The organism is Paenibacillus sp. SAFN-054 (genome assembly GCF_051966755.1).
Taxonomy (GTDB): Bacteria; Bacillota; Bacilli; order Paenibacillales; family Paenibacillaceae; genus Paenibacillus_AQ.
The window spans coordinates 1,251,609-1,275,220 of sequence record NZ_JBQCKS010000001.1 but is presented as its reverse complement, the minus strand read 5'-3'; the positions used below and the strand labels follow the sequence as shown (position 1 = coordinate 1,275,220).

The following is a 23,612-nucleotide window of genomic DNA, read 5'->3' as shown; positions in this document are numbered from 1 at the left end:
ATTCACGAACCCGAGAGGCTTAAGTGACCAGAGGGAACGGGTCGTCAGACTTAGCCTCGCAGGGTTGTCCGGCTGAACCCACACTCTGCACTTCTACTTCGGTCCGGACCAAGGAGCGTCAGCGACGCAGCGTGAATAAGTTGTTATATGAAGTACCCTACTCCTCGAATAACCATTCAAAGTCATTATGTAATATGTATTCTTCATCTTCTAATTCCAACTTATATGTGTTACAAATTATATCTATTTTATTAAGCTCGTTTCCATTATCTATTCCAAGGTATACATGAATCAAAGGTTTTTCAGACCTATTTATAAATTTATCTATTAATGGAGATGAATCTAGAACTGCTGATCTATAAAATTCACTCCATTCCCCGATCTCAATATTATATGGAGTGTTTCCAAAAACAACTCCATAAAACATTAATGCTCCTTGCTTCACCTTGTAGGTAAAATTTCTACCTTCATTTCTGTCTAGTCTCCCTACTACTTTGAGAATTCTGAAAACAATAGTTTTATTCTTGTGATTAATTTCCAGACTCTCAATTACGGAATCATATAAAGAGAGGTCATCGAAATCTTTATAATCATTTGTCATTATTTCACCTCTTGAGATATTTACAGTTGGTTTTCAATGCATTTAGGGTATTTCATATAACGTTGTTGTATTCACGAACCCTCACTGGCTTAAGGGGCGCTAGCCCCGGGTCCGACGGACTTAGCCAGTGCAAGGTTGTCTGCTGAATCCACTTCCACGGAATGCCTCTGCAGACCAAGGGTCGTATGGCCCGCAGCGTGAATAAGTTGTTATCGGATGTTGCCCACTTCACTGAAATACTTACATAATATACTTTATTACTTCTAATACAGATTTTTCGAATTTTATCGGATCCTCTTTTTTTATGTCTTCCAGCAATTTAATTATTATTTCCTTCGTTGTTGTTTCTGTTTCCTTTAAAACTTGTCCATACAATTCTCTATATTCTTGATGATTTAATATTCTGTAATTAATAATTTCTAACCACTCTCTTGCACTTTCTATCATTTTTGGCATCGATTTAACTAATTCAAACAATGCTTCTCTACCTTCATACTTTTCAATCAAATGCAATAAACCCCACATTACTTCGTGCTGTTCAGTGCTATCCTCGAAAACACTACATAGATCCCCTATTATCTTGTAATCACAATGATTGTGGATTTGTTCTAAGGAGTCTTCGAAGTCAATGATCTCTTGTTCAGTTCTCATGAACCTATTATTGTAAATTCTATGAATTTCATTTTGTATATTCATTAAACTTCATCTCTCATTCTTTATTCAAATGTCTGGGCAATTTCCGATAACGTATTATTCACGAATTTCGTAAATAACTCCATATGTAGAGTATTCGCGAAATTCATGGACTACCCTGCCGTTAGCTTAAAAATTAGAACAATACTTAAATGCTTATCTAATCGGTAATCGGAACATGTTCTTGCCCTTTTCGGCAATCGGTACAAGTTCTTGTCCTTGGCTCGGGACAAGAACTTGTACCGATAAAACAAAAAAAGCCGCTAATAGCGACTTTCAATGGGACTATGTTCTTGTCCACCGACAATTACTTCCGTATTACCCTGTTTAAACGAACGCACAACGTTCCATGCCTCCTCTTACTGTCCTTATTTGATCACGGCGCCCGTAGTAGAAAAAAGGCATCCGACCAAAAAGCCGGCTGCCTTTAAAAGGATCATATTAATCTCAATAGCTCATCACGGAGTTCGTGAGAGCCGTTACTTGTGGTAACGGCTCTCCATTCACAACACATTAACGTTAGATAACTAATTGTTCCTATTCCTCTTTATCCTTGAAGGTCCCGTCCAGATTCTTGCTCTGCAAGGATCTCCCTATCTTCAGTATTATCCCTGATTACTTTCTGTACGCTAATGGAGCTATATGATATCAATAGAATAACAGCTATGTAGTACCCTTTTACATTTAACTCGAATGGAGCGTTGTACAAGCCAACAAAGAACATCGCAAACCCGATAATCAAGCCTGCCATTGCCATGCCTGTAAAAGCTACTGTATTCCTCATACGATGTTTCGGATTGTGTAAGCGAATTTCTTTATCTTCTGTATTGTCTCGAACAACTTTCTGAACAACGATACATGTTATCGTAATTAGCACCATGCACAGTAAATAATAGCCCTTCACATTCAATTCCCAATCTGCGTTATACACTCCCAGACAGAACAGAAAAAGACCTGCACTCAATGCAAAATAAGATGCCCCTGTAAAAGCAGCGGTATTACGTTTGCTATACCTCTGATTCATCTAACAATTCCTCTCCTAATAATATAATATATTGGCAGCATATTCCTCTCAACTATACAGTGAGTAATCCATATAATAACAGGTATTTATTGTAAATATTTGCTGTGTATATGCCCCTCCTTCTTCAATTCAACGTCTATAATTGTTGCAATGGCAAGACCGAATTACTGTATTGTGCTTCGGTCTTATCCTTTTCACCAATAACTCCATTCTCCGCTTTACCACTATTTGTGATACGGTTCACCGCAATGTATCTAAGCACAAAGTACAGTTTGACCACAAGGTTTACATAACGATTTAAACAAAAACCCACTCCTTTAACGGGAAGTGGGTTTTTGAACGGACATTCCTTTTATTACACTATCGTTCTTTGTTAGTTCAACAGGCTACTAATTGTGTTACCAACCAATGAAATCAACGATTGTTTGTTTTCATCTCATAATCCGAAATGCTCACAAACTAATTTAAACTGTTCTTCAACACTCAATTCGGGTGTTCTTTCCAGTGTTTTGATGCCATTTCGAATGCAAGCACTTCTTACATCATGAGAAAATCTAACCATGTTTTTATTGCCATTTGCGATTGTTGCCGCTGGGTTTGATGTAAGATTAATAACATCCAAAATCATCTTATGGTCTTCTCTAAAGAAATATAGCCTTTCTATTTCTTCGTCAGAAGTATGAAGGCAAATCATTCTTTCTTTTGGAATAAACGGTAATATACGCTCAGGCATAATTCCTAAGTCTATAATGATTGGTTTATCGGTAGGCATTTTTAACAAATCCGCAACAAAAAATTCCATCATCTCTTCAACAATTTGAAAGAGCCAATGAACATGTTCATCATTGGGTTTATTAAACCATTTATCCCAATCTAAACCCGAATGAGGATACTGTAAGGCAGGGTATTCAACTGGATTTGTGAATGGTCTGTACTTCATCACATTATCTTCCAGTGTTTGAAATCCTAACTCATTAACAAATTTCTTTGTCATTGTGGTCTTCCCTGCACAACAACCACCATTTAACCAATATACATGCTTTAATTGTTCCTTCAAATAATTATCATTTATTTTCATTTTAATCCTCCTCAATTTTTTAATTTTGAGGTAGGTGACGGATTCTTATTGGTTTTCTGTAACTGTAAAACCACATATGTAATACCCCTTTCACTAGCTTAATCAATTGTATTCGACATATTTTGGTTAATTCCTTCCTTCTCGTTATCCCACCCATAAGTTTAATATCCATATTGCACCACAATTTGCCGTATCGCTTCAAATTTTGTCATATTCGGGCGAAGGATGTGCATAGCTTGTTCCCAAATCCCATGAACGATAAAAATGATGTAAACCACCCCCGGCTCTCAAACCAACGCGCTATGACATCTAGACTTTACTTTCATAATAAGTCTCGAATTCACCAACAGAGTCAAACTGGTTTAATGATACACCTTCTGCTTTGAGATGATTCTCTAACTTTTCAATAAGCTGCAGAACGGCTATTCGCAACGGTTCAAAGTCGGTTGGATCCAAGAGCGCGACAAGATCTGGATACCCATAACGAGCGTAAAACTCGCGATGCTCACCCAAGTCAACATGACTAGGCCAACGTCCCTTTTCCGCGGCGTACAAAATTCGGGCTAGCCCATCTTGTACGCCAATTGCTACGAAGAAAGCTGTTTCGTAATGTTCTTTGTCGCATGCGGTTAGCAGTTTGTTCATCATTCCCCTTTCCTCTTCGTAATACCCCTTCATTCGTCCGCTGAAAGAGCGAATTTCTTCTCGTCTGTTTTGTCGCTCCGATATAAGGCGAAGCGTATCTCCAGTTAGTTTCTCACACGCTGACATTATTTCATTTGGCGTACGGCTGAACATAATGGTATCAAGGTATTGATCCAGTTGATCCGGCTTAATGGGGAGATTTCTGACTTGCTCGCGATAATGCCCCCAACTGCGCTTATAGTAAATTTGGTTCAAGAAGCCAAGCGACTTAAAAATATTTGCCGCGATCTCTTGAGCCTGGGTTCGACAATAGACCAACTCCTTGGAGGCTTCAGTAAGCCGCATTTTAGCCAAGTTGATCAGGCAATCCTTCAATACGGATTCGGCTTTGCTGATCAAGTCAGCTGCTTTGGACTCACTGCCCATGTTGGATATTATCTCACGGAGCCCCATGAACCTAGCAAGATCATCTTCTGATCGAACATATAACAGCTCACAGTCTGCAATAATCGTCGTGCTCCACTCCTCAGATTTTGCCATTCTTTCAGCACGATCCCATGCGATTGGCCAGAAATCAAAACTTATACCGTCGATAATAAACTGGCACTCCACTTCTCTTCCTTTGGCAGTGGCCGGAATGAAAAAGAAATCCAAATCCGATCGTTCAGTCGCTCGACCCTGTAAATATGATCCGTAGTATCCGACAATAGCAACATCTTGAGGGAAATGGGTCTTAATATGTTTTACAATAATGTCAGCTACAGCAAAAACATCAACCATCAGATAACCTCCTTGTTGTTCTTTATGATTATATCAAATACAGTTTCCTATTTTTTGGGAAAAATAAATTATAACTGTTCTGAACATAAACACAAAAAACTGCCAATCGTTCGCCGGCAGTCTCCCGTTAATTGAATAGAGTTGTTTATATAAAGAGCGATGGACAAATACCACCACTTTCTCTGTTAGTTTCACTAACAAGGTTTACACCATACGAACATATTGCCAAGCAATTGAAACCCTACTCTGTGATACACACGTATCGCATTATCAGGTTCTGGCTCGATATATCAAGATCGAATTTCTAAAATTCTTTACAATATGAGTAGCCCCCACCTGGCGTGGAGACTACAAAAAATTGGCCTGGAAGCTCTGATTGGAAACTCAATAACAAATATAATTCATTATGAAGATGTATCAGATCTTTTGGTGGTATTTGACAGGGAAGTATGTCTTGATTTATTTCATGACAGTTCATGGTATGAAGGATGGCAACTTCAAAATCCACTTATCTTTCGATCTTCTGAATGTTGCCACGCTAGCTTCTAGACTTACCTTCAGAACTATTTCCTATTGCCTTTATTTCATCATCGTCCATTCACATTTGCTAAATTAATGATTCATATTTCTTGTTACTTACCCAGACTCTATATATTATTGTTCCATTCAAATACTCTTCATCGCAATGTACATCATGTCTATGTTCATGAATTGTATTTGATCTAACTAATTCAAAAAGTAATGCGTACGCTAATTTAGGATCCTTGGATTTGTACCCATCATATAAATATCCAATCTTGTTATATGCATCACTATAAACCCACTCATGCGCCTCACGTACAGTTTCAAACTCCGATTCTTCAACAAACCAATTAGTTATTAGTTCTGGATTATTCATAATCTATCCAATCCTTTCTTGCACTAATGGTCTTCATATTATTGAAGCAATAATTACGAATAACGTTTTATTCACGAATTTCGTAAATAACTCCATATGTAGAGTATTCGCGAAATTAATGGACTACCCTGCCGTTAGCTTAAAAATTAGAACAGTACTTAAATGCTTATCTAATCGGTAATCGGAACATGTTCTTGTCCTTGGCTCGGGACAAGAACTTGTACCGATAAAACAAAAAAAGCCGCTAATAGCGACTTTCACTGGGACCATGTTCTTGTCCACCGACATTTTATCTCTGATCTATCTCAACAATTTCATTTATCACTTTATCTTGATTTACATTGTTACTTTGATTATAGAATAAGCAGGCATCAGCGCCTGCTTATTAATCTGTGTTATTCAACTATCCTGCCCGTTAGCTTAATCAAGCTCAGGTTGATTATGTTCTTTCCTCCATAATGTAACCACATTTGTGTCAAAATCCTACAAAGCGTCAACTGATTTTTGGTAAGTTTCATTTTCTAAATGGTGATACTCAACACAACTTGATGAGCTTTTCTCAATAAAATTATATTTAAAAGCTATTATTGGAAAAGACCGATTTCCATCTCATTTATTTCATTCCAAGAAGGTGCGCTAATTTCGTAACTTCTCTCCCCTGCTATCTCCAGCCAGGCATTGAAAAAATTCTCACTAAATTGGATAATAATTTTTCCCAAAATCCAAAAAAGAATCTTTGTATCAATACATTGTTGAGTTTTCATTTGAAAACTTACAATTTGTACGGAGAGTCTCACATATCAGTGCTACCGCGTATCATATCTGAGTACAAGAACTTGTACCCATTGACGATTGTCGTTGTTCTTCCCTTCATTTTATTATTACTACAAATAAAAAACTTAATCTTTCACATATTTATCAACTGACTTTTGTAGCTTTAAGTTCTCTTCATCAGGGTTACTTATAACGAGCATCGAGATTTTCATCAGAGGTGTAAAAGGTTTCCCTAAAAACACAAAATTTTGAAAACCGTCAAGTTCTATAGTATCTGCAAAGTTAATGCCAAACCGACCTGTTGCCTCTAAAAGAATTTCTTTTGTAAATTTGTCTTTAATAGATCTTTCGATATGGATCTCCTCCCTCCAAACAAATAAGGTTTTATTTATTATTGAGCTACTGTACCTTTATAAAGCTATTCATGTTGCTATCATCTTGGTTCCGCATGTATGTATATTTCATAGCCCTTAATTTTCGTATAAGCGGGAATTGAGGCTAAATAGATATTTCCTTCTGAACTTTTTACGCTTGTTAAATACCCCTTACTCATTTTATGGATAATACCCGAAGACCAACCAGTAGCATCACCTTCATTCATAATCACGGATACCTCTCCCTGTTCTTCAGAAAACGCGTAAAAGTTTTCATTATCTTTAAGAATTAAGCTAATCGCTTCTCCATTATCTACTTCCTTCCATTTTTTTTGATTCGTATTGTAAATTACCAAAGAGGTGTCCTTAAAGAGGCAAATAATATTATCCTTTAATTAGCTGGAACTGAGCGAGATGACTGGGTAGAGAAATATCCTCCCATTTCCCAGTTCCACTAGAAGTCATTAACTTCTCGGTAATTGATAATATTATTTGTCCTATATTATTAATCTGAACGGCTCTAGAATTCTTAGATATCTCCTTTTTAACCCAACTTACTGGAGGATTCGACAAGGAGTACGGCGCTACAGCAGTAGCTGAACAAGCCGAAAAAAGGAGGAAGCTTGTCCCGATCACAGGCTTACTCTAAATGGTTATCCTATTTTACTTGGATAAATGTTATCTGTATTGCATGATTCACTATTGAAACAGTGTAGCTATCCTTTAAAGTCATCTGATCATCCAGTTATATAAAGATTTGTAGAAATTTTCAGTCTTCAAATGTTGACAAATAACATTTGTGTAACTATTATGGTTACATAAAGGGGGTGACCAAAGTCAAAATCAGCGCTAGATTCTCTGTAGCGATTCATATACTGAGCATGTTATCGATAGGGAAAAATACTATTTGTACTTCTGAGCTAGTTGCGAGCAGTGTAAACACAAATCCGGTAGTTATTCGTCGAGTAACCGGTATGTTGAAAAAAGCAGGCTTGGTCAATGTGAGTTTAGGTTATGGGGGAACAACTCTTTTAAAGCCAATTGACCAGATAACCTTGCTTGACGTATATCGAGCGGTTGATGTTGTGAAAGAGGGGCACCTGTTTCAGATTCATGAAAATACAGAACTGTCCTGCATTGTTGGAGCTAATATTCAAAATGTTCTTGCGATTATATTTAAAAAAGTTGAAATATCTATGGAAGATGTTCTCGCTAGCTTCACTATACAAGATGTTGTAGATGATCTATTAAAAAAGGCACATTAAGATAAAAGCCTTTTTTTTTAGACCTTGGTGTAACCGTAACGGTTTCAGTTACGATAGATTCTAAGGCTGCTAGCGCCAGCAACTGTGTAAACCAAGTGTTATCGGTTGAAATATCTTGTAAATCACGAACCCTTACCGTCTTCGACAATCATGCCATTTAATGTAAAGGGCTTTTCAGTCGATCATATGGTCTTTCACTGGTGAACGATTCGGAAAATTGCGATTAGTTTTTTAGGTTGTAAGGTTAAAGCAATTAACACATTAAATATTCAAAGGGGAAATTAAAATGGGCAAAATACTTATTACTGGAGCAACAGGTAATCTCGGCAGCAGGACACTAGATCTTCTTCTTAAAAAAGTTCCGTCAAATCAGGTCGCTGTATTGGTACGTGATCCAGAATCTGAAAAAATAGAAAGATTTGTTAAAGAAGGTGTGGAAGCGCACCAGGGCGACTATTTTGATTATAACTCTCTTATACGAGCTTTTGATGGTGTTGAAAAAGTTATGCTCATTTCCGCGGTAGCATTTACCGATCGCAATACACAACATTTCAACGTCATCGCTGCTGCAAAGCAGGCTGGGGTTAAGCAAGTCATCTTCACGTCGATCATACGAAAAGAAAATTCAAATCTAATTTTGCCCGAAGTAACGATGTCAGACTTATTTGCTGAACAAACGCTTAAAGCATCCGGATTAGACTATACAATCCTGCGGAATCCACCGTATCTTGATGCCATGCATTTGTTTTACGGAGATGTGATTAAAGTCGGCGGCGTGCGAGTGCCAGAGGGTTCCGGTAAAGTAGCCGCTGCATCTCTGGATGATTTGGCGGCAGCCAACGTGGCTGTTCTCACCCAAAACGGGCACGAAAATAATATATATCATCTAAGTGGCAGCGAGGGAAGCTCTTTTGCAGACATCGCTGAAGCCCTCTCGGAGATTAGTGAGCAAAATATCCCCTATGAGGCCATTAGCGAAAAAGAATATATTGACGCCATGGGCTGGCCTGATTTTAGGAATGAATTCTTATTAGGTTGGGTGCGAGCAATTAACACTGGAGAATTCTCGGAAACGTCTGGGGATCTTGAACGTCTGATTGGCCGAAAACCAATGACATATAAGGAATTCTTTAAAAAACAAATATCCCTTTCTAAAGTTGAAGATTGAAAGCTGGCATGTTACTAACGTAACTCTGTATAAAAAAATTGAGTTGTTTGCAAGGAGGACATGATATGGCACGCAAAGGGCAACGCATCATCCAGTATCGCTTCGGTGATCCTCAAGAGGTTCTTGAGGTGGAGTCTACAACTTTTGACTATAAGCTCGCCGAAGGCGAAGTATTGGTCAGAGTTGCAAGAAGCGTGATTCATCCGGGTGATCTCCAGTTGATCGCCGCAAAAGGCTCCAACCCCTCGGAGAAGTTGCCTGAAGGCCGATTGCCTGGCCTCGAGGCAGCAGGAGTTATCGAGGATGCCGCACAGGGTGCGCTGGATGGAACTGGTTTAATGGTGGGCATGCGCGTGGCATTCTTTTACCCGGGGGCTTGGCAGAGCTATGTAACCGTTCCCGTCCAGGCTCTGGTGGCCTTGCCCGATGATATGTCCGATGAGATCGCGACGCAAGTGCTCATTAATACCATCACAGCCCGGCAGGTGCTTCGGGCAGCATTGGGTGAACTCGAGTCACGCCCGGCGTGGCTGATTCAAACCGGGGCATCATCTTCGGTGGCGAAGATGATTACTTATTTTGCCCTACAGCTAGGAATCGCCCCCATCCGCCTCGTGCGCTCCAAACAGTCTGGTGAACATCTGGAAAGGGTGCTGCCTGGTGGGATTGTGATCTCCACTGACGTTGATGGTTGGCAGGCTGAGGTGCGCAAAGTAGCCGGAGATGATATTATTCTGGCCGTTGATGGGGTTGGGGGCGACATGCTCGCAGAACTATGCGACCTGTTGGCTGTTAAAGGCCGCATCGTTTCCTACGGCGCTTTAGCAAATGGATCGTCAGACATGACCGCTTTTTCTGGCAAGGCGCTTACACTGGCCGGGGTCACAATCATGACCTGGCAGGAAGATGTAACGGCAGAAGAGCGTATGCAAGACATGAAAGCAGCCATTGAGATTGGAACCCATGCGAAAACGATGTTATCAAGATACACGGAATTTGATTTATCAGAAATCCACCATGCAGTGAAAGCTGTTAGTGCGCCTGAAAAAAAAGGGAACATCCTTTTGAAATTTTAAATATTGCTCCTGCGGCACTGGTTACCCCTTCAGGGAACCAGCGCCGTTTTTTTAAAAGTAATTAATGTTATAAAGGACAACAACTTATGTTGTTATCCTTTAAATTCTCCATCTTTTTAAGAAAAAAAGGAAATACGTCATCCAGTAGTTTTGTTTTTTTTGCGTTGTGCCAATACTTATTACGTAAATGCAATGTAAACAATCCAGGACTTGGTTTGATGCTTATCTAATCGGTAATCGGATTATGTTCTTGTCCTTTACGGCAATCGGGACAAGAACTTGTACCGAAAAACAAAAAAACCTATAATACATTCTGTGATGGTATATGGGACCATGTTGTCGTCCTCCGACAGTATTTTTGACTAAATAGCATCTCTAGCTTTTTGTACATGATGTAATCGTGCATAAGGGCCATTGGCCTTAAGTAATTCTGTATGCGTCCCCTGCTCCATGATTTCGCCATGCTCGATTAGAATGATCCTGTCTGCATGAGTAATCGTCGAAAGACGATGCGCTATGATGATCGTTGTTCAGTTTTTGACCAATCGTTCAAGCGATTCTTGAACCAAACGTTCCGACTCCAAATCAAGTGCAGAGGTTGCTTCATCCAAAATGATCATTCCGGGATTTTTAAGGAAGACGCGTGCAATGGCAATTCTTTGCTTTTGTCCTCCTGAAAGCTTGACACCTCTCTCCCCGATTTCCGTATTTCATTCGGGAAAGGATGCATGTTCTTGTCCTTGGCTCGGGATCAGAACTTGTACCGTTATAACAAAATAAGCCGCTAAAATAGCGACTTCAAATGGGACCGTGTTCTTGTCACCCTGTAACTTGTCCTTTTCCCTCTTAGATTTTATGAAAAGGTAGGAGCAGGGAATTCATCAATTCTCAACCGAAGTAAACTATATGGTTTTTCCCGCAGGTCTCTCCCATAATGAAATCTCGCCTGCCGATGTAATTGATTCACAATGACATATAAGTATTGATCGGGGCCAATCGAAAAAGTATCCGGCCATAAAATTCTCGGATCATGCGCGATGGTTTCCATTGCGCCATTCGGCAATATTTTCCGGATGCTATTATTTTCATAGTCTCCTGCATAAACGGTTCCTTTTGAGCCGGTGATCATTCCGTCAGACGCACCTTTTTCCCCCCAATACTGCACATATTGAGATAAATTCATGTCCTGTATCCTTCTGTCTCTTAGGGCTTCTGTTGAGATCGAGAACAGTTGACGGCTGGTTAGCGGAGCATAAAATAAAACCTTACCATCCAGAGAAATCGCTAAACTATCGGAAGCCATTCTAAAAGGGGAAGTTGAGCCGTCCGGGGTTCGATTCATCAATATTTCCCCTTCTACTTTTGGTAAAAAAGAAGAATCAGGTGAAGTTGATACTGCCCCATTTAACCGTCTAGACGCGTTCCCGTTTTCTAAATCCACAACGATAATAGCCCCTGGCCCTCTGGAAGAAGAATCCGTTATATATGCATAGCCTGCTCTTCCTACCCGAAAATCCAAACGGACGTCATTCAGATAGGTTGTTGGCAAAACAACATCTTCAGTAAAGGTATATACTCTCCTTATTGTGTTCGTGCTTAAATCAACAGCTACTAATTTTGCTCCCCCTTGAATAGGTTCAGAAAAATTTGGTGCCCCTGTATCCAGTACCCAAAGTGTTCCTCTACCGTCAGCAACGATACTTTGGACACTGACGAAAGACATCGTAATATTCGCAGTATTAACCACATTGGTTTCTAAATTGGGATAAGGCTGTAACTCACCCTCAACAATTTCCGCCACAGTAAATTGGACATCGTCTCCCCATTTCGGAAAGCATACAAAAATACGACCGGTTTCCGAAACGCTGACACCTGTAGGCATAGCCCCATAAAAAGCATGCACTAGCTCAAACCGCCCAAAATACTTTTCCATAGGTAACATAGGTTGCATGATATCCTCCTCATCAAATCTAAACGGATATCACCTATATATGATGAAAATTTTATGTAGTGCCTGGATCTTGTTAAATTTATCATCGAGATGGATACTGTGGGATTATATTGCGAAGAATGCAAAAAAACAGCCTCTTCGCTTTCAACGCGAATAATGGCTGTTTTTTGTTTTGTTCTCCAGGACCCGGGAATCGAAGAAGTTAATTATAATGTTTAGAGAATTTCTGCATACTCCATCAGACGAACGATAATAGCAGCAACCTGCTCTCGCGTAAACTGATCGTTTACAGCCAACTTTCAAACACGAGCAAGCTGCGAGTACATCCTCTACATAAACGTTGGAAGCTGATTAAATATCAGCATACGCTCAGAGCCCTTCGGCAATGTCGCGCCACTTAGTATCGATGACCGATGACTAATAAAGGTTTATGGCTCAAATGCACCTTATTTCAGATACTGCGTATTTTAAGCCTATTTTATAGATTTCGGTCCGAACACGGGTGCTAATTTGGATGCAGATCGTTGCTCGCCTAGACCAAAATATTCGCAGAAATTCATAATCATCGGATTCCATTTTGAAGGATCAACATAGTTTGAGTTAGCATTCATTAGAAGAAAATCTTCGATATGAACTTTTTCAATACGCACTTCCATGGCGACAAGGGAACTTGGTTGTTCGAATGGATGCATCTTCACAAATTTGGCTTCCAGTTGGACAGGGCATTCTTTGACACGTGGTGCTTGAACAAGTTGTGACGGCATTTGGGTTAACCCTGCGATACCGAATTTATCTGGTTCATACTTATAGCCTCTCATTGCTTTGGATTCCGGCACCGGATTACGTCCTGTTAATAGGGTTAGCCGATCCACAGCAGGAATCAAGTTAATGGATGGGAGATTAAGTACACACTCTTGTTCCCGGATTAAATTCTGAACTGTTTGAGACTTGCTGCTCATACCGAGCATACATGATTGATTGAGCCACCAGGCTGAGGACATAGGAGCCAGATTTGGCGTTCTGTCTTCATTAATAGTACTTATAAGCACGACGGAGGTACCAAAGTAAAGAATTTTAGGTTCAATTACTGTATGCATAACCAAATCACTTCTCCTCTGAGATCCATTTTTCATTAATTTATCACACGCCTTTGACAGGATATAGGGGGACGGAGTAAGACAGCAAGATTTAGACATTGTATCCCGGTACTGTGGCCCTCTTAAACAACTTAAAGAGAAGTAAAAAGAGGATGGAAGCATCCCCCAACTCCAAAATTGTTTCGTAATAGTCTGATCTCCCGGCTGGTCATTGGTTCCTCTAATTGCAGAACTAATCGGTAATCGGAATGTGTACTTGTCCTTTACGGCAATAAAAAAGCCGCTATATTAGCGACTTTCAATGGGATCATGTTCTTGTCCTTCGACAGTTTTTCTTGTTAACTTCTTTTTTGTTACTCGTCTTGCTTTCACGCATTTTTCTAACCTTATGCGGTTAGTCGGTGCGGATGTGTCCGGCTGATTCTACGTCCTCCGCTACTGAGCTGCTTTCCCGAATACACTTCTAACTTCTGCCGGACCGGGGGCGAATGCCGGATGCGTGAATATGTTGTTAGCTGAAGTCATGTTTTTCTATGAACACCTTACTCGCTTACCATTATCTTTAGTTTCTTTCCACCTGTAATTGAAAATTCATTCTTCTCATAGAACTCTAAAGTTCTTTCAAACTCTGGTATAGGAGGCGTGCAAACCTCAAGTCGTTTCCAACCCTTCTCCTGACCATAATTTATCGCAAACTTCAATAACTCTCCACCGACATTCATTGAGCGATAGTTTTCAAGTACGTATAGTTCTTGTATGATTCCAAATCTACCATCAGCGTATAGAGAAAAACTCTCGCACATTGCAATAAATCCAATTGTTTGACCACCAGATATCGCCATAAACACCGAGTATATCCCTTGCTCCATCCCTTGATTAAATGCCTTTCTTGTATCAGTCAAACTAAATAGACTCTGATCTCCTGTTGTCTTTATAATTATTTCATTAATAAGTCTCCTAAATAAATTATCAACAATCTCATAATCATCAAAAGTGCATTTCTTTATTTGAATCATAACTGACACCACTTTCTAAAGAGGATTTTGAGGTTTCTTCTTTTGAGTTTGTTACCGCATCGACTATCTTGTTCACTTGTTTCCTCCTCAAAGTCTAATTAGACACCATTTACTTTCTTGTCAACAGTTTTCTTGCCACAATTCATTTCGTATTTCGAATGGTTGACATTCCCTCATTCCTCGTGCTGATCTCGTTTACTTCTTCACAACCGGAATCCACATTTCTCCATATACAAGGCTGTCCCGCTGCCCCATCTCAACCGTAGCATTGGGCCCGCCAACATAGGCGTAATTATCATCTGCTGGCAAGACTTGACCAAAGGCAATGCCAGTAAGCATGCTACTCAACTCATCGGCCGACTTCCCCTCGCCTTTAACGACGAGGTATTGTCCCTTAGGGAATTGGATCACTCTGTGTTCTTCCAGCAACGATGAATCTGTCATCACGCCAGCATAATACATCATCTTGTGATTTACCGCTTCGTTTACGGCAAAAATATAGTTGTTTGTAGCAATTGCCTTTAACGTGTCAAGACTTCCATCCTGCTCCACTGACCGCCAAAAGTTTTCTTTCTCCTTATTCATGCCTGCATAATCCGTGTAATCGCTCTTCAGCTCCGTTCCAATACCAAGAACGATAAAGCTTTCTTTTTCCTCAAAGGTATACGTTGCCATGATTCCAGCTCCTTTTTTGATGATTCAATGGATTTGTTTATTCACTTGATAGGTTTATCATAATCATGAATCATATCAAAATATGATACTGTTTAGTGTTCGGCCCATTGTTCTCCCCCACCTATAACGATAAAGGTCCCTGGCTTACACCTTATTATCGATATCTTTTAGATAGAATAAATTGATAAGCAGGCAGTATGATAAGAGAGATGCAGAAGCCGGTGAATAACATTTCATTCCCAAACTCATTTGTCCGATTATACAAGTACCGATCTATTAACCACAATGCAAAAAGCGCAACGACTAAAATGCGGTAACTGAGCAATGAACTTCGATACACAATATGTTTTCCCATTTCATCTTTTTTGGCTCTCTCATCATTCCGCCAAGTAAAGAGCTGTAATCCGCCACCCAGCAAAATAACGAGCATTAGCAAATTTCCCTTGGATAGAAAATTTCCTGTCTGTACATCAGTCCAAGTCACGATCATGAATAAAATAACCGCAATACATAACAATATCCAACCCTGTACATAAAACGTCTTCTTCATCTCACTCACCATCCTCTTTATTAATAAATAACTCATCAACACTGGTTTCCAGAATGTCGGACAAAGCAAACGCCAATACAAGACTAGGATCATACTTGTCATTCTCGATCGCATTAATCGTTTGCCTCGATACGTTACATCTTTCCGCAAGTTCCTCTTGCGATAGTTTTTTGATTTTTCGGAGCAGTTTAATGCGGTTCTTCATTCAGCCACCATCTTTATGTCAAATATTCTTTACATTTTATACTATATTCAGATCCATCATAAATGTCAAACATGTTTTACATTTTTATTAAAGACCTCTAAATGACGATTTATCCGTTTAGCGAAATCCTTGGTCTCCACCAGTTGCCTGTCAGCTACAAGGCGACCTGGCTCTTACCTCGACCGGACTTCCACCGGCTAGTTGTACCTGGTTTGGCTAGGTGTGCCAACGAGTTGTTGTTGAAGATGAAGCACATGAAGATATACCTATTACTTCAATAACATCAAAGAGGAGCTACCCTTGCGGCAGCTCCACACTATCGTTTCCCGTTTGTTGAACGAAACTAGCGCAGTGAGGTCTCCTCATATCCATCTGTCATTATTAAATCCAGGTCAGGTGGAATATGTCCTTTCATCCGTCCCATCGTGGCAATTTGCCCCTTGTGGTGAAACTCGTGCGTCATAGTATGTGTGAAAAGCCAAAGCGGTGTAGCTACAAACTTTTCTCCGCTAAACTGACCTTCAATTCGCGTCTCAAAATTCCGTAGATAGTGTTCCAAAAATTCGTGAACCAATGTATCCGCTTCTGCAAATAAACTGCGCATCGCGGCTACATCCATGACCGTCTCCAACCTCCAATCGAAAGTACGCCCCAAACCGAACTCTCCGAGCCAAAAAGCATAGCACTTCGCAACATGGAAATGCGTCTCGCGAATCGACCCACGACCGAATTGCACCACTTCCGTTATATATTCATAGTTTGTCATTTTCTCACAATAATTAAACAGTATCTCGCGTGTACGTTGAACATAATCGTATTGCTTCAAGAAGAGCTCCATCCCTCAACTTCCTTTCATATGCAGAATCCACCACACCAAAAAGTTACTGTCATTTTCGGCAATCGGTACGAGTTCTTGTAATAGCTGGGCTTCCTTGAACCGCTATTCTCCTTCCGTCCTCAATTAAATATTAAGCCGGCACAAACGTGAAGCACTCGAGATGTTATATGAAGAAAAGAATGGAGTAAAATAACGAGTGTTTTTTTGGGCTTAGCCGATTCTCCTACACTAAAGAGGATCGCTTTAGTTTACTTACATACATAGAATGTCTTATCGTATATTGTCGTAAAGATGATGGCTGTACCCCAGAATGAAAAAGGAAGAGTCATGGCTGCCGTCATGATTCTTCCTTTTATTAGCCGGTACACAATGAAGAATACCCGACTACTTCCTCCCCATGACGCTTTTAATCTGACTTTACTCCACTTTGCTGACCTTCATAATAATGAGCGATCTCCACAATTAAAGCACCCATTCGTTCTTTCTCCGGCACGATCATCCGGCTTATCCCTCTATCTCGAAGCGCTTCAGCCGTTACTTTGCCGACAGCGGCAGCCAGCACATCCTGTTCAAAGACGGATCTCACCTCTTCTTCACGTCCATGTTCTCTTGCATAATCAAATAAATATCCGACTTGAAGTCTTGTCGTGAAACAAACGGCATCCACTTCTCGCTGAATCAGTTCATTCATAATCGATGCAAGCGTCTCCTGCTCTGGAGCATGATAACGATAAGGCAGTACGACCTGAACATCCATGCTGCCTTTGCTTTGGATAAACTGATATAACTGCGACGACAACTCGCCATGAAGCTGAATCCACACCTTTTGATCGGTAAAATCAAACACCTCAAGCTTTTCGATCATACTGGCAAACGTTCCATCATCATCACAGACGACCGGATGAATACCAGATTTCTTTAAAAAGGCGTTTGTTTTATAACCGCGGCAGGCTATCTTCGTTTTTTTCAATCTCTCTTCGAATTCAGGTACAGCGTTAAGCCTCTCCGCAGCCTGGATCATCGCTTTAAACCCAATGCCTGTCGTGAAAATAAACCAGTCTGCACCCTGCTTGATAAATTGCTTTACATCCTCTTCCACTTCAATCGGATCCGAATCCGTTAACCCTTGAAGTGAACGGACAAGGGGGATTCCACCTCTTCGTTTAATAATTTCAGCCATTTCTTCTGTTTTTTGCGACCCGGCAATGACAATTTTTTTGTTCTGAAGGTCTTTACTCATGGAACAGCCCTCCCTCATTCGTAAGTAATCCAATTCGCACCTCGTTCCCGAGAACTTGAACCGGATAGGTCCGAACCTGTCCCTTATCAGGATCAAGCACCTGACCATCCATCAACGAAATTTTCCAGTCACAGATCGGATCGAACAAGACCTCCCCGGATACAATTCCATCTGCAATCGTGCCTCCGCGCGGCCCAGGGCTTTTATTCTCAAGTGCATAGATTTGTCCGTCCGTTGTCTTGAATACCGCAATCTCTTCCTTACCCAAGCGCACCACCCGTCCCAGTCTCTCCGTGAAATCATCCACATTGCCAACAAGGTAATACGTGTATTCATTTCTATTCAATATCGGTTCCATCTTGCAGCCCCTTCCTAGTCCTGTTTCGTGGAGACGCTGATCGCATCAAACATCCGTTCCCTTAAATTTGAATTGTTCAGGATTTCACTCCAAGGTTCCTTCACCTGCGCCAGGGCAACCTCCATTCGCTCAGCCAAAGCCCGGCGGTTATCCAGATCATTGACTACTGCTTCGGTGACGGATTCGAGTCCCATCCTTTCGATCCAATCAGAGGTCCGCTCCAGATATTTTCCTGTCTCCCGGTAATACTGCATGAACGCGGAGACAATCTCCAGAAGTTCTTCATCTGTTCGCACCTTGCACAGCAGTTCAGCAAGTCGGGCTTTAATCCCGCCATTACCGCCAACATAAATTTCCCAAGCCCCCTCATTGCCGACGATTCCAATATCCTTGGTTGATGACTCCGCACAGTTACGCGGGCAGCCGTTTACGGCAAGCTTGAACTTGGCTGGCATATCTAACCGCTCGAACTTCTTCTCGAGCGTTATGCCCATACCCATCGAATCTTTCGTGCCAAAACGGCAGAACTGTGATCCCACGCAGGTCTTGACCGTACGCAGCGCCTTCGCATACGCATAACCAGACGGCATCCCAAGGTCCTTCCAGATCTTCGGCAGGTCCTCTTTTTTGACCCCAAGCAGGTCAAGCCGCTGACCACCGGTTACCTTAACCAGCTTGACGTTGTATTTCACCGCTATATCAGCAATAAGTCTGAGATCCTCCGGAGTGGTTACCCCGCCGTACATCCGCGGCACAACGCCAAATGTTCCATCCTTCTGGATGTTCGCATGCATCCGTTCATTTACAAAACGTGAATCCTTCTCGTCCACATGCTCAGCCGGCCAGATCATACCCAGATAGTAGTTCAGCGCCGGACGACATTTGGAGCAGCCCTCCGGGTTATCCCATTCGAGCGCATACCTTACTTCTTTAGAGGTGATCAGCCCCTTTTCTTTAATCGCCGTCACGACTTCATCTCTGCTGAGTGTGGTACAGGAACAGATTGCTTCCTGTTTCGCTGCTGCTGAATCATATTTGTCCCCGAGCACATATTGAAGAATCTGCTCGACAACAGGTCGGCAGCCTCCACAAGAACGCGATGCACTTGTCGCTACCTTGATTTCTTCCACTGTGGTTAAGCCTTTTTCATGAATGGCATCCACAATGTGCTTCTTCGTCACACCATTACAACCACATACGATTTCCTCATCCGCCAGATCTGCGGCCGTATTCCCGGTTTCGACTGAAGCTTGTCCCACAATTGCGTCATGAATGGCTTCTGTCATCACGGTGCCTGTTCGAATCCACTGCTGCAGTCTGGAGGATTCCTTTCCGTCACCGATCAGAACACCCCCAACGATCCGTCCGCCGCGAAGTAACACTTTTTTGTAAATACGTCGCCAGTCATCATGCATCCGCACAATGGACAACCCTTCTGCATCCATAAACTCACCAGCGGAGAACACGTCTACACCAGATATTTTGAGCTGAGTAGATACCACAGATCCTTCATACGGCTTCGTATCCACTCCGCACAGATGCTTCGCAAGCACAGCCCCCTGTTCAAACAGTGGAGCAACGAGCCCATATGTGATGCCCCGATGCTCGTTGCATTCCCCGACCGCATATACATCCGGTACCGAAGTGCGCATATAATCATTCACAAGAATACCCTTATTTACGTCTATACCGCTTTCCTTAGCTAACGCAATATTCGGACGAATTCCTACCGCCATGACTACAAATTCCGCATCCAATGTCGTTCCGTCGGAAAAACGAATGCCGCTAACTCGCTTGTCCCCCAGAAACTCCTCGGTCTGCTTGCCTGTAGCGAATTTCAAGCCTTGGCTTTCCAGCTCTGCCTGAAGCATCAGCGAGGCGGTATGGTCCAGTTGACGTTCCATGATTTCCTCAAACAGATGGACCACCGTCACATCCATCCCCAGTTTAAGCAGTCCCTTTGCTGCCTCTAGCCCCAGTAAGCCTCCGCCAATTACGGCAGCCTTCTTGTACTGATCAGCCGCATGCAGCATATTCTCGCAGTCCGCAATGTCCCTGAAACCTACAATTCCTTCTTTATCTGCTCCCGGAACCGGAAGTATAAACGGGTTGGAACCGGTTGCAATGATCAGTGTGTCATACGGAACTTCCATGCCGTTGTCTGCCTTCACGGTTTTTTGCTCCGTATCAATATGCGTTACTGTCGTTGCTGTATACAGCTCTATTCCATTCTCTAAGTACCAATCCCTGTCGTTTAAAATGATGTCTTCTACCGCTTTACTCTTCTCTAGCACATACGATAATTGAATACGATTGTAGTTGGGGTAGGGCTCGCTCCCAAATACTGTGATCCTGTAGGTGCCGGGTGCCAGTTTTAATATCTGTTCGACTGTGTTGATCCCGGCCATACCGTTGCCAATCAAGACTAGATGCCGACGTTCTTGTGCTACCACCATGCAGAAACCTCCTAGATATATACTCCTCATGTAAAAGAGAACTTGTAACCTTCTAAACATCATAAGTACAAGCGAACCAGCTTTAGCAGATTTTCTCTGTTTCCATCATAAGAAAAAATGGGTACGTAGGGAACCAATTACTTTAATTTTTAACTAAATGATTCATCTTATGCTATCCTGATATCTCTCCTCCAGCTTGGCATGAAAAAGCAGCTTCTGTTAGTTCGAAGTTGTTTTGATTGATGAATCATCTTGTTCTGCCCAAGTTTCACAAAAGCAACAATAGAGAAAGAGTTTGCTAGTCATCAATTAGAGAGCTATTTTCCCCAATGATACATCTTCAGTTGTTTTTTTTAGGTTGTTATCACTAGCCTGATTATCTTCATTTCCAGGGTAGAGGCAACAATAAATACAATCATCTAAACCGTATATATCTAATCGGTAATCGGAATATGCTCTTGTCCTTTACGGCAATCGGTACAAGTTCATGTCTTTGGTTCGGGACAAGAACTTGTACGGTTAAAACAAAAAAAGCCGCTAATAGCGACTTTCAATGGGGATAAGTTGATGTCCTTCGACATCACATAACTTTACAACAAAATGAATGTTCGTGCGACTCTTCGCGATTAACGTTGCCGTAGCATTATAGCCGTTCAAAAACAGCATTTTATTTAATGATTTTCTCTATCAATTCAAGTTGTTGCGTAGAATAATATTTCTTATCATCTTCTGTTAAGTAAAATGCTTTTGGTTCTTCTGAAACTCTTAACAGAATAGATTGAAAATCATGCTCGTGAAATCCAGTATAATTTTGTTATAAAAATAATCACTCTGTCTTAAATCGTGATTGATATGATATGGGTATAACCCGAAACTAGGATTATCCATGATTTGGTCTGAATTATCATACTTGTTCATATAATCCTCCATGTCTGAAATCGTTTCCTTTACACGTTCAATCGTAGCATCTTTTTTTTCATAGTACACATATGGAGGACAAAAACCAAAAAAATACGCAAATATACATAGTGATTATTCCCCCATCCCCGGAAGCATTTGCTGCTCGGTAACTTCTTGTGCAGCCATTATTTCTTTTGTTTATTCCTTTAAATCAATCAATTTACCCTCACTTCCCTGGCTAACGCAATGAGTTTAGTTTATTAGCATTGTTTTTGTTTTTTTGAAAATTCAATACATTTTGTATACTGAAAGGCTTTAGGTGAATTTTGCTCCCTGGCCATTTAATTATCCATGCGCTTCTCGCCTTCAATCGGAACGACATTGCCATCTACATCTTCGGATCGAAGCTTGCCGAGCTCCTGACTATTTCCTTGTGTGTCGATTTTGCCGAAAGTATATAAACCGCCCATCCATTGGTCCAAAAAATAAACTGAGCTTTCAAACTTCGGTTTAACGCCCCATTCACGCTTAGCTACATCATCATACTGCCATTTCTTGATCACGAGTCCTTCTTCGTTGACCTCATAGTAGCCATAGTCGTAACCTGCATTATCGAAAATAAATCGCAAGGCTTCTCCTTCGGGGAACGTATAACCATAATGATGATATCCTTCACCCGATTTCAATATTGGAGCATTCCCCGAAATCTTTGGTAATGATATCGCGATCTCGCGTGCTTCCATCAGATCGCGATGTATTTCCGTAATCAAATACCGCACAGTTTTCGTCTTCGTATTGGAGTAATAGTTGAAACGACTCTTGGTAAAACGATTTTGATCGCTGCAGATCTTCCATTAATTTTCAAATCAGTGCTTAATCTTGATAATGCCATGTTTAAGAATCAAAAAGATCCATCACTAAGGTGTTATCGTTAAAGGTTGGTTTTTATATTAACCTATTTGAGAAAAGTATGCGGTCATTATAATCAGTTGCTGCTACGCGGTTATTAAGCGTTTATGTTCTTGTCGTCTTACATCATCATCAGTCTATAAACGAGAAAATACCTGCCGCTCTCCCGGGCAGGTATTAACGGTGAATCGTAAGAATGGCTTACCAACATTGATCACTAAATATTAGTCCAGAAGGGTGTAGATCTGAATGCTCTCCACCTTGGCATCCTTGATATGAAACGACATCACATCCACATAATTGGATGGCTCGTAACGGAAGTCATCCTCCTCATTAGGGGCTCCATCACCAAGCAGTTTCCCTTCAGGGTAGGCATTTTTGAGTGTATCCAGGCTATCTCCTGCTTTAATGTTTCGCACTGTCGCGTACTTAGGATCTGTAATTTCGATATGAAAGATGGAGTCTTGTTTCCCTTCCGGTATACTGATTGTTTTAATCTCCAGACCAGGATACGTATAAACCTTTTCTGTAAAACCGATTAACGTATCCATGTTTGTTCCATCACCGGCACTGTACGTATGAGATTTCAGGTTATCCGGTTTGCCCAGCATCTGTTCCATCTGATCTTCATTTGCTGTATCCGAAATCGCAATAGTGTGCTCATTATAGACAAAAGCAAGCTCCTTCAGCACCACATTGCCTTCCTTCTCCATCGAACCTTCCTTAATCGCTTCAGAACTCTGTCCTTCCGAATCTTCTGAAGCAGGCGCAGTAGAATTTGACGCTCCTTCACCATTAGCCTGTTCGTCGGGCGTGTTTTTTTCAGCCGAGCTCTGCGCCGCTTCTGGCGACTTGGCACCACCCGACTGGCAGCCCGTCAGTGCCATCGTTAGTAAAAAACTTATCAGGATAACCGCTGGAGCTTTGTTTATCCATTTCATCATGATCCCTCCATAGATGTGTGATGTATTCTTATGAAGTGATTATAAAAAAAGCATTTGTTAGTCTCATAACAGTATTGTATCAATCTTGTAACGTTAA

The 23,612-nt window shown here is 41.2% G+C and carries 22 protein-coding genes and 1 pseudogene; 3 read left to right on the top strand and 20 right to left on the bottom strand.

Annotated elements, in window-relative coordinates:
- Window positions 1-157: 157 nt before the first annotated feature.
- The 7 genes from ACTHPM_RS06010 to ACTHPM_RS05980 all read right to left on the bottom strand — a co-directional run bounded on the left by ACTHPM_RS06010 (window position 158) and on the right by ACTHPM_RS05980 (window position 7,223).
- The gene (locus ACTHPM_RS06010; RefSeq protein ID WP_440394286.1) at window positions 158-601 is read right to left on the bottom strand and encodes a hypothetical protein; all 444 of its coding nucleotides are present in this window, start codon (window positions 599-601) and stop codon (window positions 158-160) included.
- A 240-nt stretch (window positions 602-841) separates the two neighbouring features.
- Entirely contained in the window at window positions 842-1,252 is a 411-nt protein-coding gene (locus tag ACTHPM_RS06005; RefSeq protein WP_440394285.1) for an Imm30 family immunity protein, read from the bottom strand.
- Between the two features lie 589 nt (window positions 1,253-1,841).
- Window positions 1,842-2,318, bottom strand: coding sequence for a YiaA/YiaB family inner membrane protein (locus tag ACTHPM_RS06000; RefSeq protein ID WP_440394284.1), 477 nt, complete (start codon window positions 2,316-2,318; stop codon window positions 1,842-1,844).
- Window positions 2,319-2,754: 436 nt separating this feature from the next.
- The gene (locus tag ACTHPM_RS05995) at window positions 2,755-3,396 is read right to left on the bottom strand and encodes a hypothetical protein (RefSeq protein WP_440394283.1); all 642 of its coding nucleotides are present in this window, start codon (window positions 3,394-3,396) and stop codon (window positions 2,755-2,757) included.
- Between the two features lie 309 nt (window positions 3,397-3,705).
- A complete protein-coding gene (locus ACTHPM_RS05990) occupies window positions 3,706-4,821 on the bottom strand; it encodes a hypothetical protein (RefSeq protein ID WP_440394282.1) in 1,116 nt (371 codons plus the stop codon).
- Between the two features lie 607 nt (window positions 4,822-5,428).
- Window positions 5,429-5,719 carry a hypothetical protein gene (locus tag ACTHPM_RS05985; RefSeq protein WP_440394281.1) on the bottom strand — a complete coding sequence of 97 codons (291 nt, stop codon included), beginning with the start codon at window positions 5,717-5,719 and terminating at the stop codon, window positions 5,429-5,431.
- 1,207 nt (window positions 5,720-6,926) lie between these two features.
- Window positions 6,927-7,223, bottom strand: a complete 297-nt coding sequence (locus tag ACTHPM_RS05980; protein WP_440394280.1) for a hypothetical protein — start codon at window positions 7,221-7,223, stop codon at window positions 6,927-6,929.
- Between the two features lie 471 nt (window positions 7,224-7,694).
- Here ACTHPM_RS05980 and ACTHPM_RS05975 point away from each other — a divergent pair, with 471 nt between their 5' ends.
- The 3 genes from ACTHPM_RS05975 (at window position 7,695) to ACTHPM_RS05965 (ending at window position 10,376) form a co-directional block, all read left to right on the top strand.
- On the top strand, window positions 7,695-8,132 hold the full coding sequence (locus ACTHPM_RS05975) for an Rrf2 family transcriptional regulator (RefSeq protein WP_440394279.1): 438 nt from the start codon (window positions 7,695-7,697) through the stop codon (window positions 8,130-8,132).
- Between the two features lie 286 nt (window positions 8,133-8,418).
- Entirely contained in the window at window positions 8,419-9,300 is an 882-nt protein-coding gene (locus ACTHPM_RS05970; RefSeq protein WP_440394278.1) for an SDR family oxidoreductase, read from the top strand.
- A 65-nt stretch (window positions 9,301-9,365) separates the two neighbouring features.
- Window positions 9,366-10,376: an alcohol dehydrogenase catalytic domain-containing protein gene (locus ACTHPM_RS05965; protein ID WP_440394277.1), complete on the top strand. Its 1,011-nt coding sequence runs from the start codon at window positions 9,366-9,368 to the stop codon at window positions 10,374-10,376.
- 362 nt (window positions 10,377-10,738) lie between these two features.
- On the opposite strand, the pseudogene ACTHPM_RS05960 reads toward ACTHPM_RS05965, so the two are convergent.
- From ACTHPM_RS05960 to ACTHPM_RS05900, 13 genes and pseudogenes are all read right to left on the bottom strand, one after another.
- Window positions 10,739-11,086: pseudogene (locus ACTHPM_RS05960) on the bottom strand (ATP-binding cassette domain-containing protein); the annotation flags it as partial.
- Window positions 11,087-11,229: 143 nt separating this feature from the next.
- On the bottom strand, window positions 11,230-12,327 hold the full coding sequence (locus ACTHPM_RS05955; protein WP_440394276.1) for an L-dopachrome tautomerase-related protein: 1,098 nt from the start codon (window positions 12,325-12,327) through the stop codon (window positions 11,230-11,232).
- 473 nt (window positions 12,328-12,800) lie between these two features.
- On the bottom strand, window positions 12,801-13,424 hold the full coding sequence (locus tag ACTHPM_RS05950) for a flavin reductase family protein (RefSeq protein WP_440394275.1): 624 nt from the start codon (window positions 13,422-13,424) through the stop codon (window positions 12,801-12,803).
- Window positions 13,425-13,966: 542 nt separating this feature from the next.
- A complete protein-coding gene (locus ACTHPM_RS05945; protein ID WP_440394274.1) occupies window positions 13,967-14,440 on the bottom strand; it encodes a GNAT family N-acetyltransferase in 474 nt (157 codons plus the stop codon).
- 195 nt (window positions 14,441-14,635) lie between these two features.
- Window positions 14,636-15,115: a GyrI-like domain-containing protein gene (locus ACTHPM_RS05940; RefSeq protein ID WP_440394273.1), complete on the bottom strand. Its 480-nt coding sequence runs from the start codon at window positions 15,113-15,115 to the stop codon at window positions 14,636-14,638.
- A 154-nt stretch (window positions 15,116-15,269) separates the two neighbouring features.
- Window positions 15,270-15,665 carry a hypothetical protein gene (locus tag ACTHPM_RS05935; protein WP_440394272.1) on the bottom strand — a complete coding sequence of 132 codons (396 nt, stop codon included), beginning with the start codon at window positions 15,663-15,665 and terminating at the stop codon, window positions 15,270-15,272.
- Between the two features lies 1 nt (window position 15,666).
- On the bottom strand, window positions 15,667-15,870 hold the full coding sequence (locus tag ACTHPM_RS05930; RefSeq protein WP_440394271.1) for a helix-turn-helix transcriptional regulator: 204 nt from the start codon (window positions 15,868-15,870) through the stop codon (window positions 15,667-15,669).
- Between the two features lie 343 nt (window positions 15,871-16,213).
- Window positions 16,214-16,696 carry a DinB family protein gene (locus ACTHPM_RS05925; RefSeq protein WP_440394270.1) on the bottom strand — a complete coding sequence of 161 codons (483 nt, stop codon included), beginning with the start codon at window positions 16,694-16,696 and terminating at the stop codon, window positions 16,214-16,216.
- 418 nt (window positions 16,697-17,114) lie between these two features.
- On the bottom strand, window positions 17,115-17,948 hold the full coding sequence (locus ACTHPM_RS05920; RefSeq protein ID WP_440394269.1) for a uroporphyrinogen-III synthase: 834 nt from the start codon (window positions 17,946-17,948) through the stop codon (window positions 17,115-17,117).
- Window positions 17,941-18,306, bottom strand: coding sequence for a nitrite reductase (NAD(P)H) small subunit (locus tag ACTHPM_RS05915; RefSeq protein WP_440394268.1), 366 nt, complete (start codon window positions 18,304-18,306; stop codon window positions 17,941-17,943). Before ACTHPM_RS05915 ends, ACTHPM_RS05920 begins: the two co-directional genes overlap by 8 nt.
- 14 nt (window positions 18,307-18,320) lie before the next feature.
- Complete coding sequence (gene nirB, locus ACTHPM_RS05910; protein ID WP_440394267.1) at window positions 18,321-20,762, bottom strand: nitrite reductase large subunit NirB; 2,442 nt, start codon at window positions 20,760-20,762, stop codon at window positions 18,321-18,323.
- Window positions 20,763-22,003: 1,241 nt separating this feature from the next.
- Window positions 22,004-22,405 carry a hypothetical protein gene (locus ACTHPM_RS05905; RefSeq protein WP_440394266.1) on the bottom strand — a complete coding sequence of 134 codons (402 nt, stop codon included), beginning with the start codon at window positions 22,403-22,405 and terminating at the stop codon, window positions 22,004-22,006.
- 390 nt (window positions 22,406-22,795) lie between these two features.
- A complete protein-coding gene (locus tag ACTHPM_RS05900; RefSeq protein ID WP_440394265.1) occupies window positions 22,796-23,512 on the bottom strand; it encodes a hypothetical protein in 717 nt (238 codons plus the stop codon).
- Between the last annotated feature and the right edge of the window lie 100 nt (window positions 23,513-23,612).

Excerpts from the sequence above, each read along its gene's own strand:
- ACTHPM_RS06010 (WP_440394286.1), bottom strand. The coding sequence starts at position 601 with ATGACAAATGATTATAAAGATTTCGATGACCTCTCTTTATATGATTCC.
- ACTHPM_RS06005 (WP_440394285.1), bottom strand. The coding sequence starts at position 1,252 with ATGAGAACTGAACAAGAGATCATTGACTTCGAAGACTCCTTAGAACAA.
- ACTHPM_RS06000 (WP_440394284.1), bottom strand. The coding sequence starts at position 2,318 with ATGAATCAGAGGTATAGCAAACGTAATACCGCTGCTTTTACAGGGGCA.
- ACTHPM_RS05995 (WP_440394283.1), bottom strand. The coding sequence starts at position 3,396 with ATGAAAATAAATGATAATTATTTGAAGGAACAATTAAAGCATGTATAT.
- ACTHPM_RS05990 (WP_440394282.1), bottom strand. The coding sequence starts at position 4,821 with ATGGTTGATGTTTTTGCTGTAGCTGACATTATTGTAAAACATATTAAG.
- ACTHPM_RS05985 (WP_440394281.1), bottom strand. The coding sequence starts at position 5,719 with ATGAATAATCCAGAACTAATAACTAATTGGTTTGTTGAAGAATCGGAG.
- ACTHPM_RS05970 (WP_440394278.1), top strand. The coding sequence starts at position 8,419 with ATGGGCAAAATACTTATTACTGGAGCAACAGGTAATCTCGGCAGCAGG.
- ACTHPM_RS05965 (WP_440394277.1), top strand. The coding sequence starts at position 9,366 with ATGGCACGCAAAGGGCAACGCATCATCCAGTATCGCTTCGGTGATCCT.
- ACTHPM_RS05955 (WP_440394276.1), bottom strand. The coding sequence starts at position 12,327 with ATGCAACCTATGTTACCTATGGAAAAGTATTTTGGGCGGTTTGAGCTA.
- ACTHPM_RS05950 (WP_440394275.1), bottom strand. The coding sequence starts at position 13,424 with ATGCATACAGTAATTGAACCTAAAATTCTTTACTTTGGTACCTCCGTC.
- ACTHPM_RS05945 (WP_440394274.1), bottom strand. The coding sequence starts at position 14,440 with ATGATTCAAATAAAGAAATGCACTTTTGATGATTATGAGATTGTTGAT.
- ACTHPM_RS05940 (WP_440394273.1), bottom strand. The coding sequence starts at position 15,115 with ATGGCAACGTATACCTTTGAGGAAAAAGAAAGCTTTATCGTTCTTGGT.
- ACTHPM_RS05935 (WP_440394272.1), bottom strand. The coding sequence starts at position 15,665 with ATGAAGAAGACGTTTTATGTACAGGGTTGGATATTGTTATGTATTGCG.
- ACTHPM_RS05930 (WP_440394271.1), bottom strand. The coding sequence starts at position 15,870 with ATGAAGAACCGCATTAAACTGCTCCGAAAAATCAAAAAACTATCGCAA.
- ACTHPM_RS05920 (WP_440394269.1), bottom strand. The coding sequence starts at position 17,948 with ATGAGTAAAGACCTTCAGAACAAAAAAATTGTCATTGCCGGGTCGCAA.
- ACTHPM_RS05915 (WP_440394268.1), bottom strand. The coding sequence starts at position 18,306 with ATGGAACCGATATTGAATAGAAATGAATACACGTATTACCTTGTTGGC.
- nirB (WP_440394267.1), bottom strand. The coding sequence starts at position 20,762 with ATGGTGGTAGCACAAGAACGTCGGCATCTAGTCTTGATTGGCAACGGT.
- ACTHPM_RS05905 (WP_440394266.1), bottom strand. The coding sequence starts at position 22,405 with ATGGAAGCACGCGAGATCGCGATATCATTACCAAAGATTTCGGGGAAT.
- ACTHPM_RS05900 (WP_440394265.1), bottom strand. The coding sequence starts at position 23,512 with ATGAAATGGATAAACAAAGCTCCAGCGGTTATCCTGATAAGTTTTTTA.